Source organism: Sphingomonas sp. GC_Shp_6 (assembly GCF_026540835.1).
In the GTDB taxonomy this organism is placed as follows: domain Bacteria; phylum Pseudomonadota; class Alphaproteobacteria; order Sphingomonadales; family Sphingomonadaceae; genus Sphingomonas.
On record NZ_JALNUO010000003.1, the window covers coordinates 150,751 to 165,555 of the forward strand.

The following is a 14,805-nucleotide window of genomic DNA, read 5'->3' on the forward strand; positions in this document are numbered from 1 at the left end:
GGCCGCTCAGCTCTCGACGAACAGCGGATCGATCGCGAGCGCTTCGGGGCCGATCGTCACCGCCGCGGCGACGGGCACGAGAAACCGGGCGCCGCCCTCGCGTTCGATCTCGAGCAGATCGCCCGCGCCATAATTCTCGACCGCGACCGAGCGGCCGATCGTTCGGCCGTCGACCGTGCAGGGCAGACCGATCAGGTCGGCATGGTAATATTCGCCGTCGTCGAGCGGCGGCAGCGCGCTGCGGGGCACGCGGAGTTCGGTGCCGCGCAGCGCCTCGGCGGCGTTGCGGTCGGTCACCTCGGCGATGCGCGCGATCGTACCGTTGCTGCCCGCGCGCGCCGATTTCAGCGTGAGCGTGCCGTCGTTGAACAGCCGATAGGCGGCGAGGTCGTCGGTGAACACCTTCAACCGCACCTCGCCCGCAATGCCGTGCGCGCCGATCACCACGGCGAGCACGACGCTGCGATCGGCCACGCGATCAGCCGGCGGGGGAGCCGCCATCGGGGGCGGGTTCGGTGTCGGATCCCTCGGCGGGATCTTCGGCGGAGACGCCCCGGTTCGTGATGTCGTCATCGTCGTCCGCTGCGGTTCTCGGATCGGGTTCGGCCGTCATGCTGTGTCTCCTTCACGAGAGGGAGGAAGGAAACGCATGACGGCCGATGTTCGATGCCTGTTACTCGGCGCCTGTTTACTCGGCAGCCGCGTCGGCGGGCTGCTCGGCCTCGGCGGCGGGCGTCGCCGCGGCGGCGGCAGCGGCGTCTTCCTGCGCCTTCAGCTTCTCGGCCCGCTCCTCGGCGCGCTCGGTCGCCTTCTCACCAGGCTTGCCCTTGTTGGGGTTCTGGCGGGCCGCACGCTCGCGCACGCCGGCCACGTCGAGGAAGCGCGCCACGCGGTCGGTCGGCTGCGCGCCGTTCGACAGCCAGTATTTCGCGCGCTCGGCGTCGAGCTGCACGCGCTGCTCGTTGTCCTTGGCGAGAAGCGGGTTGTAGTTGCCGATCTTCTCGATGAACTTGCCGTCGCGCGGCGACCGCGCATCGGCCACGACGATGCGGTAATAGGGACGCTTCTTGGAGCCGCCACGCGACAGCCGGATGCTGATTGCCATGTTATTCTTCCTTCTTCTTCGCTTTTACGAACCGGCGAGCCGGATCACTTCTTCTTCATGAAATTGTCGAAACCGGGCGGCAGTTGCGGCATGCCGCCCTGCCCCCCGCCCAGCCCCGGCAGGCCGCCGCCCGCCTTGCCGAGCATATCGCCGAGGCCCGGGCCGCCGAGCGCGTTGCCGAGGCCGGCCATGCCGCCCCCCATGCCGCCCTTGCCCAGCATCGCCATCATGCCCTTCAGGCCGCCCATCTTCTTGAGCTTCTTCATGGCGGTGGCCATTTCCTGATGCATCTTGAGCAGCTTGTTCACGTCCTGCACGGTCGTGCCGCTGCCTTTGGCGATGCGGATCTTGCGTTTGGCGTTGATAAGCTCGGGCTTGCTGCGCTCCTTCTGGGTCATCGACGTAATCATCGCGTCCATATGGATCAGCAGCTTGTCGCCGCCCGCGGTCGCGAGCGCCCCTTGCGCCTTCTTCATGCCGGGCATCATGCCCGCCAGCGCGCCGAGCCCGCCCATCCGGCGCATCTGCGCGAGCTGCCCGCGAAGATCGTCCAGGTCGAACTGACCCTTCGCCATCTTCGCGGCCATCCGCTCGGCGTCTTCCTGCTGGATCGACTCCGCCGCGCGCTCGACGAGGCTGACGACGTCGCCCATGCCCAGGATGCGCCCGGCGACTCGTTCCGGATGGAACGCCTCCAGCGCGTCGAGCTTCTCGCCCGTGCCTGCGAACTTGATCGGCTTGCCCGTCACCGCGCGCATCGAGAGCGCCGCACCGCCGCGGGCATCGCCGTCCATCCGCGTCAGCACGATGCCGGTGAGCGGCACCTGATCGGAGAAGTTCTGCGCGACGTTCACCGCGTCCTGGCCGGTTAGCGAATCGACCACTAGCAGGATCTCGGCGGGTTTGGCCACCTCTGCCACCGCCTTCATCTCGTCCATCAGCGCCTGATCGACGTGCAGGCGCCCCGCGGTATCAAGCATCAGGACGTCATAGCCCTGCAGCTTGGCCGCCTGGAGCGCGCGGCGCGCGATCTCGACCGGCTGCTGCCCGGCGATGATCGGCAGCGTCGCCACATCGACCTGCGTGCCGAGCGTCGCGAGCTGCTCCTGCGCGTTGGGGCGATTGACGTCGAGCGACGCCATCAGCACCTTCTTGCGGTCGCGACCCGTCAGCCGCTTCGCGATCTTGGCGGTCGTGGTCGTCTTGCCCGAGCCCTGAAGCCCGACCATCATCACGACGGCAGGCGGCGTCACGTCGAGCGCGAGGTCGGATTCGTCCGCGCCCAGCATCGCGACCAGCGCGTCGTTGACGATCTTGACGACCTGCTGGCCCGGCGTGATCGAGCGCAGCACATTGTGGCCGACCGCCTGTTCGGTCACGTCGTCGACGAACTTTCGGGCGACTGGCAGCGCGACGTCGGCCTCGAGCAAGGCGACGCGCACCTCGCGCATGGCGCCGCGCACATCGGCTTCGGTCAGCGCACCACGGCCGCGAAGACGGTCGAAGACGCCGCCCAGCCGATCGCTCAGACTTTCGAACATGCCAATCCAAACCCTCTTGCCGCCAAACGCAAAAGCGCCGGCGGGCGAAACCTCGCCGGCCAGCGTGCGCCCGCAGACGCTCTACCTCCGCGCCTCGCGAACGAAACGTGGACCGGCCCTACGCCCGATCGCCCCAAAACGCAAGAACATGGACTTGGCGCCCCTCGCGCCCTAGATCGCGCGCCATGCCTGCCGCCACCGAGCCCGAGATCGTCACGCTCGGCTGCCGCCTCAACATCGCCGAGAGCGAGACGATCCGCGCGCTGGTGAACGGCCGCGACCTGATCGTCGTCAACAGTTGCGCGGTGACGAACGAGGCGGTGAAGGCCACGCGCGCCGCGATCCGCCGCGCGCGCCGCGCACGACCCGCCGCCGAACTCGTGGTGACGGGCTGCGCCGCACAGATCGATCCGGCCGGCTTCGCCCGCATGGCGGAGGTCGACCGCGTGATCGGCAATGGCGAGAAGCTGTCACCCGCCGCCTGGCGCGCGCCGGACGCCGTCGTCGTCGGCGACATCATGCGGGTGCGCGAGACCGCGCCGCATCTCGCCGCCAGCTTCGCCGGCCATGCCCGCGCCTTCGTCGAGGTGCAGAATGGCTGCGACCATCGCTGCACCTTCTGCGCCATTCCCTTCGGCCGCGGCCCCAGCCGGTCGGTGCCCGCCGCGATCGTGGTCGCGCGGATCGCCGCGCTGGCGGCGGCCGGGCACCGCGAGATCGTGCTGACCGGCGTCGATCTCACCAGCTATGCTGCCGCCGATGCCGCCGATCTCGGCGCGCTGGTGGAGCGCATCCTGACCGACGTGCCCGCTTTGCCCAGGCTGCGGCTATCCTCGCTCGACTCGATCGAGATCGACGACCGGCTGTTCGCGCTCGTCACGCAGGAGCCGCGGATCATGCCGCACCTGCACCTCTCGTTCCAATCGGGCAGCGACCTGATCCTCAAGCGGATGAAGCGCCGCCATTCGCGGCGGCAGGCGATCGACACCGTCGCACGGCTGAAGGCGGCGCGCGCGGAGATCGCGATCGGCGCCGACCTGATTGCCGGCTTCCCCACCGAGGACGCGGCGATGGCGGCGGACACGCTGGCGCTGATCGCCGACGCCGACATCGTCCATGCGCACATCTTCCCCTATTCGCCGCGCGACCACACGCCGGCCGCGCGCATGCCGCAGGTGGAGCCCGCGCTCCGCCGCGCCCGTGCCGCAACGCTCCGGGCGGCGGCGGCGGAGCGCAAGGCGGCGTGGTTGCGGGATCTGGTGGGGACGGTGCAGGCGGTGCTGATCGAACGCCGCGGCGATGCCGGCCACGCCGCGAACTTCGCAGAGGTACGGCTTTCCGCCGCAGGTGCTTCGACAGGCTCAGCACGAACCGGGACCATCACCTCCCCCGTTCGTCCCGAGCCTGTCGAAAGATATGTCCCGGGCGCCGCCCGAGCCCCAGCCCCCGGCACGATCGCCCGCGTCCGCATCACCGCCGCCACCGACTCCGAACTGCAAGGCATGTCCCTATGAGCAACAGCTGGCACGACAAGCTGCTGGGCGGTTTCCGCCGCACCTCCGATCGGCTGATCGGCAATCTCGCGGGTCTGGGCACCGGGCGGCTCGATACCGCGACGCTGGACGATATCGAGGAAGCGCTGATCGCCTCCGACCTCGGCCCCGAAACCGCGGGCCATATCCGCGGCCGCCTCGCCGAGGGCAGTTTCGAACGCGACATGGAGGAACTGGGCATCCGCCTCGTCGTGGCGGAAGAGGTCGAGAAGACGCTCGCCAAGGTCGCGCGCCCGATCGAGATCGACGCCTTTCCGCGGCCGCAGGTGATCCTCGTGATCGGCGTTAACGGCTCGGGCAAGACGACGACGATCGCCAAGCTCGCGCACGTATTGATGGAGCAGGATTACGGCGTGATGCTGGCCGCCGGCGACACGTTCCGCGCGGCCGCGATCGGACAGTTGCGCACCTGGGCGGACCGGGTGGGCGTGCCGATCGTCACCGGACCGGAGGGCGGCGATGCGGCGGGCGTCGTGTGGGATGCGGTGAAGAAGGCCACCGAGACCGGGATCGACGTGCTGATCGTCGACACCGCCGGGCGGTTGCAGAACAAGCGCGAGCTGATGGACGAGCTGGCGAAAATCCGCCGCGTGCTCGGCCGGATCAACCCCGCCTCGCCGCACGACGTCGTCCTCGTGCTCGACGCCACCACTGGGCAAAACGCGCTCCAGCAGATCGCGGTGTTCAAGGAGGTGGCGGGCGTGACGGGTCTCGTCATGACGAAGCTGGACGGCACCGCGCGCGGCGGCGTGCTGGTTGCCGCGGCCGAGCGTTACGGCCTGCCCATCCACGCGATCGGGGTGGGCGAGGGCATGGGCGACCTGCGCCCCTTCGACGCCAACGAGGTCAGCCGGATCATCGCCGGCGTGGATAGCGTACGAAAGTGAGCGCCATGACGAACAAAGCCTCGACCCCCGGCTTGCGGATGGCGATCGACTATGGCCCGCTGGTCGTGTTCTTCGCGGTCAATTTCCTCGCGCCCGCGGTGCCGCTGATGCGGCTCGTCGCGGCGTCGACCGGGTTTCTGTCGGATCTCGACCGGATGGCGGCGCTGGTGATCGCGCGCGTGATCGTGGCGACGCTCGCCTTCATGCTCGCGACGGTGGCGGCGATCATCGTGTCGAGGGTGAAGCTCGGCCATGTCTCGCCGATGCTGTGGATCACCGGCGCGCTCGTCGTGGTGTTCGGCGGCCTGACGATCTATTTCCACGATCCGCGCTTCATCCAGATGAAGCCCACCTTCGTCTATCTGATCTTTTCGGGGGTGCTCACCTTCGGGCTGCTGACCGGGCGACCGCTGCTGCAGGGGCTGCTGGAAGCCGCCTATCCGGGGCTGACCGCCGCGGGCTGGCGCAGGCTGACACGCAACTGGGCGGTGTTCTTCCTGTTCATGGCGGTGCTGAACGAGGCCGTGTGGCGCAACAGCACCTGGGATTTCTGGGTCGGCTTCAAGCTGTGGGGCGCGATCCCGCTCACCCTGCTCTTCGCCTTTGCCAACATCCCCATGCTGTTGAAGCACGGGTTGCAGACCGAAGGGGATGCCGTGACCGACATCCCCCCCGAAGGCTGAGTCAGCCCGCGACCGCGGCGTAGCGCGTGCCGACAGTGTCCCAGTCGACCACGTCCCACCAGGCCTTCAAATAGCCGGGCCGGTCGTTCATGTACGTCAGATAATAAGCATGTTCCCACACGTCGTTGCCGAGCAGCGGCGTACCGGGCTCCTTGGCATCGTCCATCAGCGGATTGTCCTGGTTAGGCGTGCTCGTCACCTTCAGCGTGCCGCTCTCGTCCGCGATCAGCCACGCCCAGCCCGAGCCGAACTGGCCCGCACCCTTGGTGTTGAACTGCTCCTTCAGTGCGTCGAGCCCGCCGAAATCGCGCTCGATTGCCTCGGCGAGTGCGCCCGACGGCTGGCCGCCGCCCTTCTTCATGCTCTTCCAGAAAAAATCGTGGTTCCAATAGCCGCCGCCATTGTTGCGGATGAGCGGCGGCTGCGACGAGATCATGCCGAGGATCTCCTCGATCGTCTTGCCCTGGAGCGCTGAGTCCTTCTCGACGCCTTCGTTCAGCTTGTCGGTATAGGCCTTGTGATGCTTGTCGTGGTGGAAATGCATCGTATCCTTGGAGATCACCGGCTCCAGCGCGTCATAGTCGTAGGGGAGCGGGGGGAGTTCGAACGCCATCGGAAGTCTCCTTTGAAATGGGTCGCGGCGGTAACGCGCACCCGGTGCAAATGGCTCCGGCGCCGTCGTTGCGCAAGCGTTCCTAGCCGCCGTTCGCGATCAGGTCGTGGCGGCGCAGCGCGTGGCGCAGCTGATCGTAGCTGAGCCCCAGCGCATCCGCGGTCGCGCGCTGGTTGAACCGGTGTTCGCCGAGCGTGCGCGAGAGGAGTTCGCGCTCGAACCGTGCGACCCGCGCCTTGAAGTCGGATGGCCCCGTCTCGCATGCCGCGACCGGCTCGTCGTCATGCGGGTTCGCGGGCGTCGGGATCGCCGGGGCGGGGGCGCCGCGCGCCGCGCCGGGACGATGCGGGGACTGGAACGGATCGATCTCGATCGAATCGATCGGCCCCGCCTGCTCCCAGCGATAGACCGCGCGCTCCACCACGTTGCGCAGTTCGCGAACGTTGCCCGGCCAGTCATGCTGCGCCAGCGCGTCGATCGCGCTCGGGCCGAACCCCTCCCACCGGTCGCGCCCCAGCTCGGACGCCATGCGCCGTCCGAAATGATCCGCCAGCACCATCACGTCGCCCGCGCGCGCGCGCAGCGGCGGCAGCGTGACTACCTCGAACGAGAGCCGGTCGAGCAGATCGGCGCGAAAACTGTGGTTCGCCACCTTGTCGGGCAGATGTTCGTTGGTGGCCGCGACGATGCGCACGTCGACGCGCATCGGCCGTGACGACCCGATCCGCGTGATCTCGCCATATTCCACCGCGCGGAGCAGCCGGTCCTGCGCCGCCATGGACAGCGTGCCGAGCTCGTCGAGGAACAGCGTGCCGCCGTCCGCCTCCTCGAACCGCCCCGCACGGGCCTTGGTCGCGCCGGTGAACGCGCCCGCCTCATGGCCGAACAGTTCCGCCTCGATCAGCGTCTCGGGGAGGGCCGCGCAATTCATGATGACGAGCGGCTGGTCCCAGCGCGGACTCAGGCGATGAAGGCGTTCGGCGACCAGCTCCTTGCCCGTGCCGCGCTCGCCGATCACGAGCACCGGGCGGTCGAGCGCGGCGGCGCGGCTGGCGCGTTCGAGCGCGCCCATGAAGCTGCTCGACTGACCGATGACCTGGGTGGTGCGCTCCATCGCCAAACTCTGGTGGAAAATCCCGACACTTGGCAAGGGGCAAGTGCGAACGGCCGTGCGAACCCACGCTTTTCCGCCATTTTTGCAATTGGCACGGCGCATGCAAAGCCTGGGATATCCCGCCGCAGCGCGGTCCACCAGGGTTCAGGAGAACGACCATGACCAATTCCAGCTTCGGCCGCACCATCGCCACCCTCGCCTGCACGCTGCTCTTCAGCGGCATGGCGATCATCGGCGCGGTCGGCCCCGCGACCGCCGGTACCGGCGCCGCTTCCCCGACGACCCACACCGTCGCATAAGCAGCGGCGCCAGTTCACCCAGGAGTATCCGAATGGGCATTTTTTCCCGCACCCGCGACATCGTCGCCGCCAACTTCGCCGACCTGCTCGAAAAAGCGGAGGATCCCGCGAAGATGATCCGCATGATCATCCTCGAGATGGAGGAGACGCTGGTCGAGGTTCGCGCGTCGGCCGCGCGCACCATCGCCGACCAGAAGGAGATGCGCCGCCATATCGCCAAGCTCGAGCAGCTCGAGGCGGGCTGGACCGAGAAGGCCGAACTGGCGCTGTCGAAGAACCGCGAGGATCTGGCCAAGGCGGCGCTGGTCGAGCGGCAGAAGGCGGCGGACATGGCCGAACAGCTCCAGGCCGAAGTCGGCGTGCTCGACGATGCGCTGCGCGCGTCGGAAGAGGATATCGCCAAGCTCCAGACCAAGCTGCGCGAGGCGCGTACCAAGCAGAACAACGTGACGACCCGCCTCGAAAGCGCGAACAACCGCGTGCGGCTCCGCGAGATGTACAACGGCCCCAAGACTCAGGACGCGTTCAGCCGCTTCGACGTGCTGGAACGCCGGGTGGACGATGCCGAGGGCCGCGCCGAAGCGATGGGCCTGGGAGTCGTGAAGACGCTGGAGGACGAGATCGCCGAGCTGCGCCAGAGCGACCGCGTCGATGCCGAACTCGCCGCGCTGAAGGCCCGCCTGAACACGAAGCGGGAGGGCTGAGCGATGGAAGATCTGTTCGGATTAAGCGTGCCGCTGCTCGCGATCGCCGCGATCTTCATCGGCCTGCCCTGGTTGATCCTCCACTATGTCACCAAGTGGAAGCAGGCGCCCAAGATCACCGTCGAGGACGAGAAGCTGCTGGACGAGATGTTCAACCTGGCCCGCCGCCTCGAAGACCGCGTGAACACCGTCGAGCGGATCATCGCCGCCGACCATCCCGACTGGAAGCCGAGCATCGCGCCCAGCCCGTCGCCCTATCAGCTCGATCGGAGGAACTGAGATGTCCGCCAGCCGCACCAAATTCTACCTCGACAAGCAGGATGCCAAGGTAAAAGGCGTCTGTTCGGGGATCGCCGATTACACCGGCGTCGACGTCACCATCGTCCGCATCGCCGCCGTCGTGCTGGCTTTTGCGACCAGCGGATGGCTGATCCTGGCCTATATCGCCGCCGCGTGGCTGGCGCCGGTCAAGCCGATCGGGCTGTACGACACCGCCGAGGATGCCAAATTCTGGCAGGGCGTGCGCGCCAATCCCAAGCGATCCACCGCCGAGGTCCGCTCGCAATTCCGCGACATCGATCGCCGCCTGGCGGATATCGAACTTCATTATACCAGCCGCAACAGCCAGCTCGCGAGCGAGATCGAAAGCCTGCGCTGACACCGACGTAAAAGGGGGAACATCATGAGCAATCTTGGTATCTTGGTCCCGATCGCGATCTTCACCGTGGGACCGATGAGCTGGGCGTTCAACAACTGGGTGCGTGCGCGGCACGGTTACGAGCCCGAGACCTGGAAGGGCCGCCGCCAGCGCCGTCAGGAGGGGGCGCTCGAAAGCGATCGCAAGATCCTGCTGCTGTCCGACGAGAACGAGAAGCTCGTGGGCAAGATCGGCCGGCTCGAGGAGCGGCTCGCGGTGCTGGAACGCATCGCCACCGATCCCGCCGAGCGCACCGCCCGCGAGATCGAAGCGCTTCGCTAGCCACCCGCCGCAACCGACACCCGGAGCAGATCCATGAATCCCCTCGAAATGGTCGTCGCGATCATCCTGATCGTGACCGTCAGCAAGATCATCCAGACGCACCTACGCACCAGGGCGGAGAGCGCACAGGGCGCGGACATCGCCGAGATCGTCCAGATGCGCGCCGAGATGCGCACGCTGAAGGAGCGTATCGCGGTGCTGGAACGCGTCGTCACCGACAACCACACCAGCCTCGATCTCGACCGCGAGATCGCCCGGCTGCGCGATCGCTGAAGGAGGCGAGACATGGGACCGAACGAATATACGATCGTCGCCAGCGCGGGGCTCGCCGGGCTCGCGATGCTGGTCGCCGCCGGCCTGTCGGGTTGGCGCGGCTGGCTGGCGCTGAAGCGCACCGAGATCGACCAGACCCATGCCCCCGCCAGCGGCGGCGGCGCGGGCGCCCGAAACGAGATCGCCGACCTGAAGGAACGCATCCGCAAGCTGGAGGCGATCGCCGCGGGGGTGGACCTTTGAGGGCACCCGCTCTAGCGCCCGCGCCATGCAGAGCCTCGCCGAACTCCACGACGAATATGATTTCCTCGACGCCGACGATCGCTATCGCCTGCTGATCGATCTGGGCCGTGCGCTGGAGCCGATGCCGGAGGCGCTCAAGACCGAGGCGACGCTGGTGCGGGGATGTTCGGCTTCGGTATGGGTCTACCCCATGGCGCAGGGCGACGGCACGCTGCACTTCCTCGCCGATTCGAACGCGGCGATCACCAAGGGGATCATCGCCCTCGTGCTTGCCGCGCTACAGGACGGCACGCCCTCCGCGATCCTGGCGACCGACATCGCCGCCGCGCTCGCGCCCTTCGATCTCGGCAACCAACTGAGTTCGAACCGGACGCAGGGCATCCCCAACATGATCGCGCTGATCCGGGAAACCGCCGCGCGCTACGCCTGATCGCTGCCACCGCCGATCGACAGTTGCGCGGTCACCGCCGCCAGCGGCGTTCCCATCGGCACGATCAACCAGGCGCCGGGGCGGGCGCCGTCGACCACCATAACCGCGCCCTTCGGGCACACGCCCAGGCATTTCGTCTCGACCACGCCGCCCGCCGCCCTGCGGCCCTTCAGCCCCAGCGCGCGGCGCAACGCCTTGGCGAGCGGGTGCCAGCGCTTCGGTCCGAATCCGCCGCCGACCTTTTTCGAACATTTGCCGCAGACCAGCACCACGTCGTTCCAGCCGCTGCGGAGCGGCCGGATCACGCCGGCTTCCACGTCCGCGCATCCTCGGCGGCGCGCAGCACCTCATAGGCCGCCTGCACCGCCTGGAAACGCCCCGCCGCATCGGCATCGCCGGGGCGCACGTCGGGATGGTTCGCCTTGGCCATGCGCCGCCACGCGGTGCGGACCTCGTCGAACGCCGCGTCGGGATCGAGCTCCAGCACCGCCAGCGCGCGCATCTCGTCGCGCGAGCGGCTGCCATCGCCAGGGCCGGCCCAGCCATAATGTTTCGCCTCCGCAAAGCCCTCGGCGGCGCGCGTCTCGTTCGCCTCGCGCGCGGCGGCCTCCTCGGCGCTCAGCCCCTCGAAATAATTCCAGCCGCGATTGTATTCGCCCGCATGCGTCGTGCAGAAATACCAGCGGTCCGGGCTGTTGGGCGATTTGGGCGCGGGGCAGTTGCCGGGTTCGTTGCAGCCATGCCGGTCGCACAGCCGCACCGTGGTCGCTTCGCGCGCGGCGCCATATTCGCGCCAGCGGGGAAAGCCCCAGTCGTTCGATCGTGTCGGAATGCGCGCCATCGGCCCGACATAGGCCGCGCGGCGCGCGGTGCAACCGAAAGACCGTGCCAGAGGGTCTGTAAGCCGGGTTCTGTCCACCACCCTTGCGGGCGGATGGGCGACCATTCCTCTAGGACGACGCTTGCGCGCCGCCTCCAGCAATCAACCCGGGTGACGAGCCGGAACGAAGCCCCTATGCCACCCCTATTCGATCTTGCTCCCGGTGGGGTTTGCCGTGCCGCCCCCGTTACCGGGCGCGCGGTGCGCTCTTACCGCACCCTTTCACCGTGACCGTCCCGAAGGCCGGCCGTCTGCTCTCTGTGGCACTGTCCCTGGGGTCACCCCCGCCGGGCGTTACCCGGCACCGTCGTTCCGCGGAGCCCGGACTTTCCTCGCGTATCGTGACGATACCCGCGGCCGCCCGACCCTCTGGCGGATCAGGCCCTAATCGTCGCCCTGCGGTTTGGGAAGCAGCAAAGCGAGCAGGATCATCCGGCATTCGGCATCCACCTCACCGTCGATCAGTTCGGGGCGGAAGCGGCGCTGAAACGCCATGATCGCCGCCATCCGGTCGCTCACGTCATAGCCGAAGCGTTCGAGCGCGAGGCAGAAGCCGCCTTCCGTCCACATCGGGTCCATCAGGTTCCGCGTGGGGCGCGGCAGCGCTAGGCGCAGGCGCGCGAGCTGCCCCCAGGGGAACAGCTCGCCCGGATCGCGCTTGCGCGCCGGCGCGACGTCCGAATGGCCGACGATGTCGCCGCGGCCGATCCCGTGGCCTTCCTTGATCGCGGCGACCAGCGGGATCAGCGCCTCGATCTGCTGCGGCGGAAAGGGGCGATAGCCGAATTCATGGCCGGGATTGACGATCTCGATCCCGACACTCGCCGAATTGACGTCCTCGATCCCGCGCCAGTGCGAGCGGCCGGCATGCCAGGCGCGCTTGTCCTCCGGCACCATCCGCAGCACGGTGCCGTCTTCAGCCACGACATAATGGGCGGACACCTTGGCGGCGGGATCACGCAGCCGGTCGATCGCCGACTGCGCGTCGATCATGCCGGTATAGTGGAGCACGATCATCGTCACCGGCAGGGCACGTTCGTCGAAATTGGGCGAGGGCGTCTCGATGATCGTCATGGCGCTTCCCGTGGACGTCGTTGCCGCCAAATGCTTGGCGCGGGCCTGCGTCAAAGTAAACCGTCAGCCGCGCGCGACGTAGAACCCCCGCGCGGTCTTGCTCGGGACGAAATCGGGGGTCTGGCCGATCACCGTCTCGCCTGCCCCCAGCACGAGCGTGCCGCCTGACTGGAGCGATCGCGCCATCAGCGCGAACACCGCGACCTTCGTGGCGGGCGCCAGATACAGCAGGACGTTGCGACACAGCACCAGATCGAACCGGCCCGGCAATGCGTGATCGGCGACCAGGTTCATCCGGCGAAAGGTGATCGCGCGGAGCAGTTCCGGCTTGGCGACCCAGTCTCCCCCGGCCTCGTCGAACCAGCGCACCATGCGGCGGATCGGCAGGCCGCGCTGGATCTCGAACTGGGTATAGCGCCCGGCGCGCGCGCGGGCGAGCGCCGCCTCGGACACGTCGGTCGCCACGATCTCGGGGATCGGCGTGCCGCGCGCCTCGGCGCGTTCGGTGAAGAGCATCGCGAGCGACAGCGGCTCCTGCCCGGTCGAACAGCCCGCGCACCAGATCCGCACCCGGCGCCCCGCGGCCTCTGCCTCGGCCACTACTTCGGCGATCTGGTCGAAGACGGCCGCGTCGCGAAAGAACGAGGTTTCCTGGTTCAGCAGCGCATCGACGATCAGGTCGCCGACGTCGCGGTCCTGCCCGTCGAGCAATTGCGTGACGAGCTGGTCGAGCGTTTCGAGGCCGCGCGCGCGCATCAGCGGCTTCACCGCGGTGTCGATCCGCCACGAGCGATAGCTGGCCATCTGCTGGCCGGTCCGCGCCTCGAGCAACGCAGTCAGCACGTTGATCGCGGTCTGCGAAACGGCGGGGTCGGGAATGGGGGTGTGCATCATGGCCGGCGGCGTGTCGCGATGAGCGCGCCGATATCGTCGGGGGCGAGGATCGCGTCGGCGATGTCCGCCGCCGCACCCGGCATCCCCCATACGACCGAGCTTTCGCGATCCTGCACCACCACGCACCCGCCCGCGGCATGGACGAGCCGCGCACCGTCGGCGCCGTCGCGGCCCATCCCGCTCAGCACGACCGCCAGCGCGCGTGCGCCGAAAACCTCCGCCAGCGTCTCGAACATCGGATCGACCGAGGGTGTGCAGCCGCTGGCGGCGGGCTCGGACGACAGCCGGATCCCGACGCCGCCGTCGCCGAGTGACACCAGACGGATATGCGCGTCGCCCGGCGCCAGCACGACGCGGCCGGGCATCAGCCGCATCCGATCGATCGCAACGTCGCACGGCCGCCCGGCGAGCGTCGCCACCTGCGCGGCGAAGAACGGCATGAAGGTGGACGGCAGATGCTGCGTGACGAGCACCGGAATGTGGAATTCCTTGGGAAGCTGCCGGAACAGCTGGCCGAGCGCATGGATGCCGCCGGTGGAAGCGCCGATCGCCACGACGTCGTAATCCGCGGCGCCGCGTGCGGGTGCGGCGGATACCGACACGCGCGGGGGAAAGCTGAGCACGGCCGATCGCGGTTCGGGTTCGGTGGTCGCGGGCCAGTCGATCAGGCGACCGAGCTTGTCGACGAGCATGTCGGCAAACAGGCTCGACCGCAAGGCGAGACCGGGCTTGACCAGCGTGTCGACCGCGCCCAGCGCCATCGCCTGGATCGTCGCCATCGCGCCTTCGGTGGCCGAAGACGACACCACCAGCACGCGTGCGCCCTGCCCCACCGCGATCAGATCGGGCAGCGCGGTCAGCCCGTTCATGCCGGGCATTTCGAGATCCAGCAGGATGACGTCGACGCGGTGCTGTTTCAGGAAGGCGATCGCGGCACCTGCATGCGCCACCGCGGCGGAGACCACGAACCGGTCCTCGGCCTGCACCATCTGCTGGAGCACGGCGCGCATCACCACCGAATCATCGACGATCAGGATGCGTCCGCGCGAATCCTCGCCGCCCGACGGCGGCCGATCGCTCGATTGGGCCAACGCCATCGCTTGCGCTCCGCTCAGGCGACGCCGACGATCTGCAGCTTGCTTTCCAGCGTGTCCCGATCGAACGGCTTCATGACATATTCGTCCGCCCCCGCCTCGATCGCGGCGCGGATATAGGCGGTGCCGTTCTCCGTCGTGCAGAACACGACCTTGGACCGCGCGGCCACGCTGCTCTGGCGGAGCGCGCGGAGGAAATCGAGGCCGCTCATCACCGGCATGTTCCAGTCGAGCAGGATGACGTCGGGGGGCGATGCCATGCACGCGTCCAGCGCTTCGCGGCCGTCACAGGCCTCGCTGACGGTGAAGTCGAGCGTCTCGAGAATGTGCCGAGCCACCTTCCGGATCACCTTCGAATCATCGACGACTAGACAGGTCTTCATGAAACGCCCTTTTTCTGGGATGACGTGTGTTCGCCGCGAGCCTTGTGCCAGCAAAG

At 68.1% G+C, this 14,805-nt stretch carries 23 protein-coding genes and 1 other RNA gene; 11 read left to right on the top strand and 13 right to left on the bottom strand.

All coding sequences use genetic code 11. The annotated features are described in order from the left end of the window. Positions 1-6: 6 nt before the first annotated feature. The 4 genes from rimM to ffh form a co-directional block, all read right to left on the bottom strand. Entirely contained in the window at positions 7-501 is a 495-nt protein-coding gene (gene rimM / locus OXQ95_RS05110) for a ribosome maturation factor RimM (RefSeq protein ID WP_267380335.1), read from the bottom strand. Beyond that, a complete protein-coding gene (locus OXQ95_RS05115) occupies positions 479-613 on the bottom strand; it encodes a hypothetical protein (protein ID WP_267380337.1) in 135 nt (44 codons plus the stop codon). The genes rimM and OXQ95_RS05115 overlap by 23 nt, the downstream gene beginning before the upstream one ends. Before the next feature lie 75 nt (positions 614-688). Continuing rightward, the gene (rpsP, locus tag OXQ95_RS05120; RefSeq protein WP_242095599.1) at positions 689-1,105 is read right to left on the bottom strand and encodes a 30S ribosomal protein S16; all 417 of its coding nucleotides are present in this window, start codon (positions 1,103-1,105) and stop codon (positions 689-691) included. A 44-nt stretch (positions 1,106-1,149) separates the two neighbouring features. Next, complete coding sequence (gene ffh, locus OXQ95_RS05125; protein ID WP_242095598.1) at positions 1,150-2,646, bottom strand: signal recognition particle protein; 1,497 nt, start codon at positions 2,644-2,646, stop codon at positions 1,150-1,152. Between the two features lie 185 nt (positions 2,647-2,831). Between ffh and mtaB the strand changes: the two genes are divergently transcribed. From mtaB to OXQ95_RS05140, 3 genes are read left to right on the top strand one after another with little or no spacing between them, the layout of a single operon-like run. After that, positions 2,832-4,160, top strand: coding sequence for a tRNA (N(6)-L-threonylcarbamoyladenosine(37)-C(2))-methylthiotransferase MtaB (mtaB, locus tag OXQ95_RS05130; RefSeq protein WP_267380340.1), 1,329 nt, complete (start codon positions 2,832-2,834; stop codon positions 4,158-4,160). Beyond that, a complete protein-coding gene (ftsY, locus tag OXQ95_RS05135) occupies positions 4,157-5,086 on the top strand; it encodes a signal recognition particle-docking protein FtsY (RefSeq protein WP_242095596.1) in 930 nt (309 codons plus the stop codon). Before mtaB ends, ftsY begins: the two co-directional genes overlap by 4 nt. 5 nt (positions 5,087-5,091) lie before the next feature. After that, positions 5,092-5,769: a septation protein A gene (locus OXQ95_RS05140; protein WP_267380343.1), complete on the top strand. Its 678-nt coding sequence runs from the start codon at positions 5,092-5,094 to the stop codon at positions 5,767-5,769. A gap of 1 nt (position 5,770) precedes the next feature. Here OXQ95_RS05140 and OXQ95_RS05145 read toward each other — a convergent pair whose 3' ends face one another. Both OXQ95_RS05145 and pspF read right to left on the bottom strand, forming a co-directional pair. After that, on the bottom strand, positions 5,771-6,382 hold the full coding sequence (locus OXQ95_RS05145; RefSeq protein WP_267380345.1) for a superoxide dismutase: 612 nt from the start codon (positions 6,380-6,382) through the stop codon (positions 5,771-5,773). Between the two features lie 82 nt (positions 6,383-6,464). Then, positions 6,465-7,496 (bottom strand): phage shock protein operon transcriptional activator, encoded by a 1,032-nt coding sequence (pspF, locus tag OXQ95_RS05150; RefSeq protein ID WP_267380347.1) that lies wholly within the window; start codon positions 7,494-7,496, stop codon positions 6,465-6,467. Between the two features lie 158 nt (positions 7,497-7,654). Here pspF and OXQ95_RS05155 point away from each other — a divergent pair, with 158 nt between their 5' ends. From OXQ95_RS05155 to OXQ95_RS05190, 8 genes are read left to right on the top strand one after another with little or no spacing between them, the layout of a single operon-like run. Beyond that, entirely contained in the window at positions 7,655-7,795 is a 141-nt protein-coding gene (locus OXQ95_RS05155; protein WP_267380349.1) for a hypothetical protein, read from the top strand. 32 nt (positions 7,796-7,827) lie between these two features. Next, entirely contained in the window at positions 7,828-8,499 is a 672-nt protein-coding gene (pspA, locus tag OXQ95_RS05160; RefSeq protein ID WP_267380351.1) for a phage shock protein PspA, read from the top strand. A 3-nt stretch (positions 8,500-8,502) separates the two neighbouring features. After that, the gene (gene pspB / locus OXQ95_RS05165) at positions 8,503-8,778 is read left to right on the top strand and encodes an envelope stress response membrane protein PspB (RefSeq protein ID WP_242095590.1); all 276 of its coding nucleotides are present in this window, start codon (positions 8,503-8,505) and stop codon (positions 8,776-8,778) included. A 1-nt stretch (position 8,779) separates the two neighbouring features. Beyond that, on the top strand, positions 8,780-9,157 hold the full coding sequence (pspC, locus tag OXQ95_RS05170) for an envelope stress response membrane protein PspC (protein ID WP_267380353.1): 378 nt from the start codon (positions 8,780-8,782) through the stop codon (positions 9,155-9,157). A gap of 24 nt (positions 9,158-9,181) precedes the next feature. Continuing rightward, positions 9,182-9,478 (top strand): hypothetical protein, encoded by a 297-nt coding sequence (locus tag OXQ95_RS05175; protein ID WP_242095588.1) that lies wholly within the window; start codon positions 9,182-9,184, stop codon positions 9,476-9,478. A gap of 33 nt (positions 9,479-9,511) precedes the next feature. Continuing rightward, positions 9,512-9,751, top strand: coding sequence for a hypothetical protein (locus tag OXQ95_RS05180; protein ID WP_242095587.1), 240 nt, complete (start codon positions 9,512-9,514; stop codon positions 9,749-9,751). A gap of 12 nt (positions 9,752-9,763) precedes the next feature. Next, a complete protein-coding gene (locus OXQ95_RS05185; protein ID WP_267380355.1) occupies positions 9,764-9,994 on the top strand; it encodes a hypothetical protein in 231 nt (76 codons plus the stop codon). A 25-nt stretch (positions 9,995-10,019) separates the two neighbouring features. Next, complete coding sequence (locus OXQ95_RS05190) at positions 10,020-10,424, top strand: SufE family protein (RefSeq protein WP_267380357.1); 405 nt, start codon at positions 10,020-10,022, stop codon at positions 10,422-10,424. On the opposite strand, the gene OXQ95_RS05195 is transcribed toward OXQ95_RS05190, so the two are convergent. The 7 genes from OXQ95_RS05195 to OXQ95_RS05225 all read right to left on the bottom strand — a co-directional run bounded on the left by OXQ95_RS05195 (position 10,415) and on the right by OXQ95_RS05225 (position 14,749). Then, positions 10,415-10,729, bottom strand: coding sequence for a (2Fe-2S) ferredoxin domain-containing protein (locus OXQ95_RS05195; protein ID WP_267380358.1), 315 nt, complete (start codon positions 10,727-10,729; stop codon positions 10,415-10,417). The two genes, OXQ95_RS05190 and OXQ95_RS05195, sit on opposite strands and share 10 nt — an antisense overlap. Beyond that, positions 10,726-11,265: a J domain-containing protein gene (locus tag OXQ95_RS05200; protein ID WP_267380359.1), complete on the bottom strand. Its 540-nt coding sequence runs from the start codon at positions 11,263-11,265 to the stop codon at positions 10,726-10,728. Before OXQ95_RS05200 ends, OXQ95_RS05195 begins: the two co-directional genes overlap by 4 nt. 43 nt (positions 11,266-11,308) lie before the next feature. Then, positions 11,309-11,677: RNase P RNA component class A (gene rnpB, locus OXQ95_RS05205), an RNA gene on the bottom strand. 11 nt (positions 11,678-11,688) lie between these two features. Then, complete coding sequence (locus OXQ95_RS05210; RefSeq protein WP_267380361.1) at positions 11,689-12,378, bottom strand: N-acetylmuramoyl-L-alanine amidase; 690 nt, start codon at positions 12,376-12,378, stop codon at positions 11,689-11,691. A 63-nt stretch (positions 12,379-12,441) separates the two neighbouring features. Continuing rightward, entirely contained in the window at positions 12,442-13,272 is an 831-nt protein-coding gene (locus OXQ95_RS05215; protein ID WP_346731928.1) for a protein-glutamate O-methyltransferase CheR, read from the bottom strand. Further along, on the bottom strand, positions 13,269-14,369 hold the full coding sequence (locus OXQ95_RS05220; RefSeq protein WP_267380363.1) for a chemotaxis protein CheB: 1,101 nt from the start codon (positions 14,367-14,369) through the stop codon (positions 13,269-13,271). The genes OXQ95_RS05215 and OXQ95_RS05220 overlap by 4 nt, the downstream gene beginning before the upstream one ends. 14 nt (positions 14,370-14,383) lie before the next feature. Beyond that, on the bottom strand, positions 14,384-14,749 hold the full coding sequence (locus OXQ95_RS05225) for a response regulator (protein WP_242095580.1): 366 nt from the start codon (positions 14,747-14,749) through the stop codon (positions 14,384-14,386). Positions 14,750-14,805: the final 56 nt, after the last annotated feature.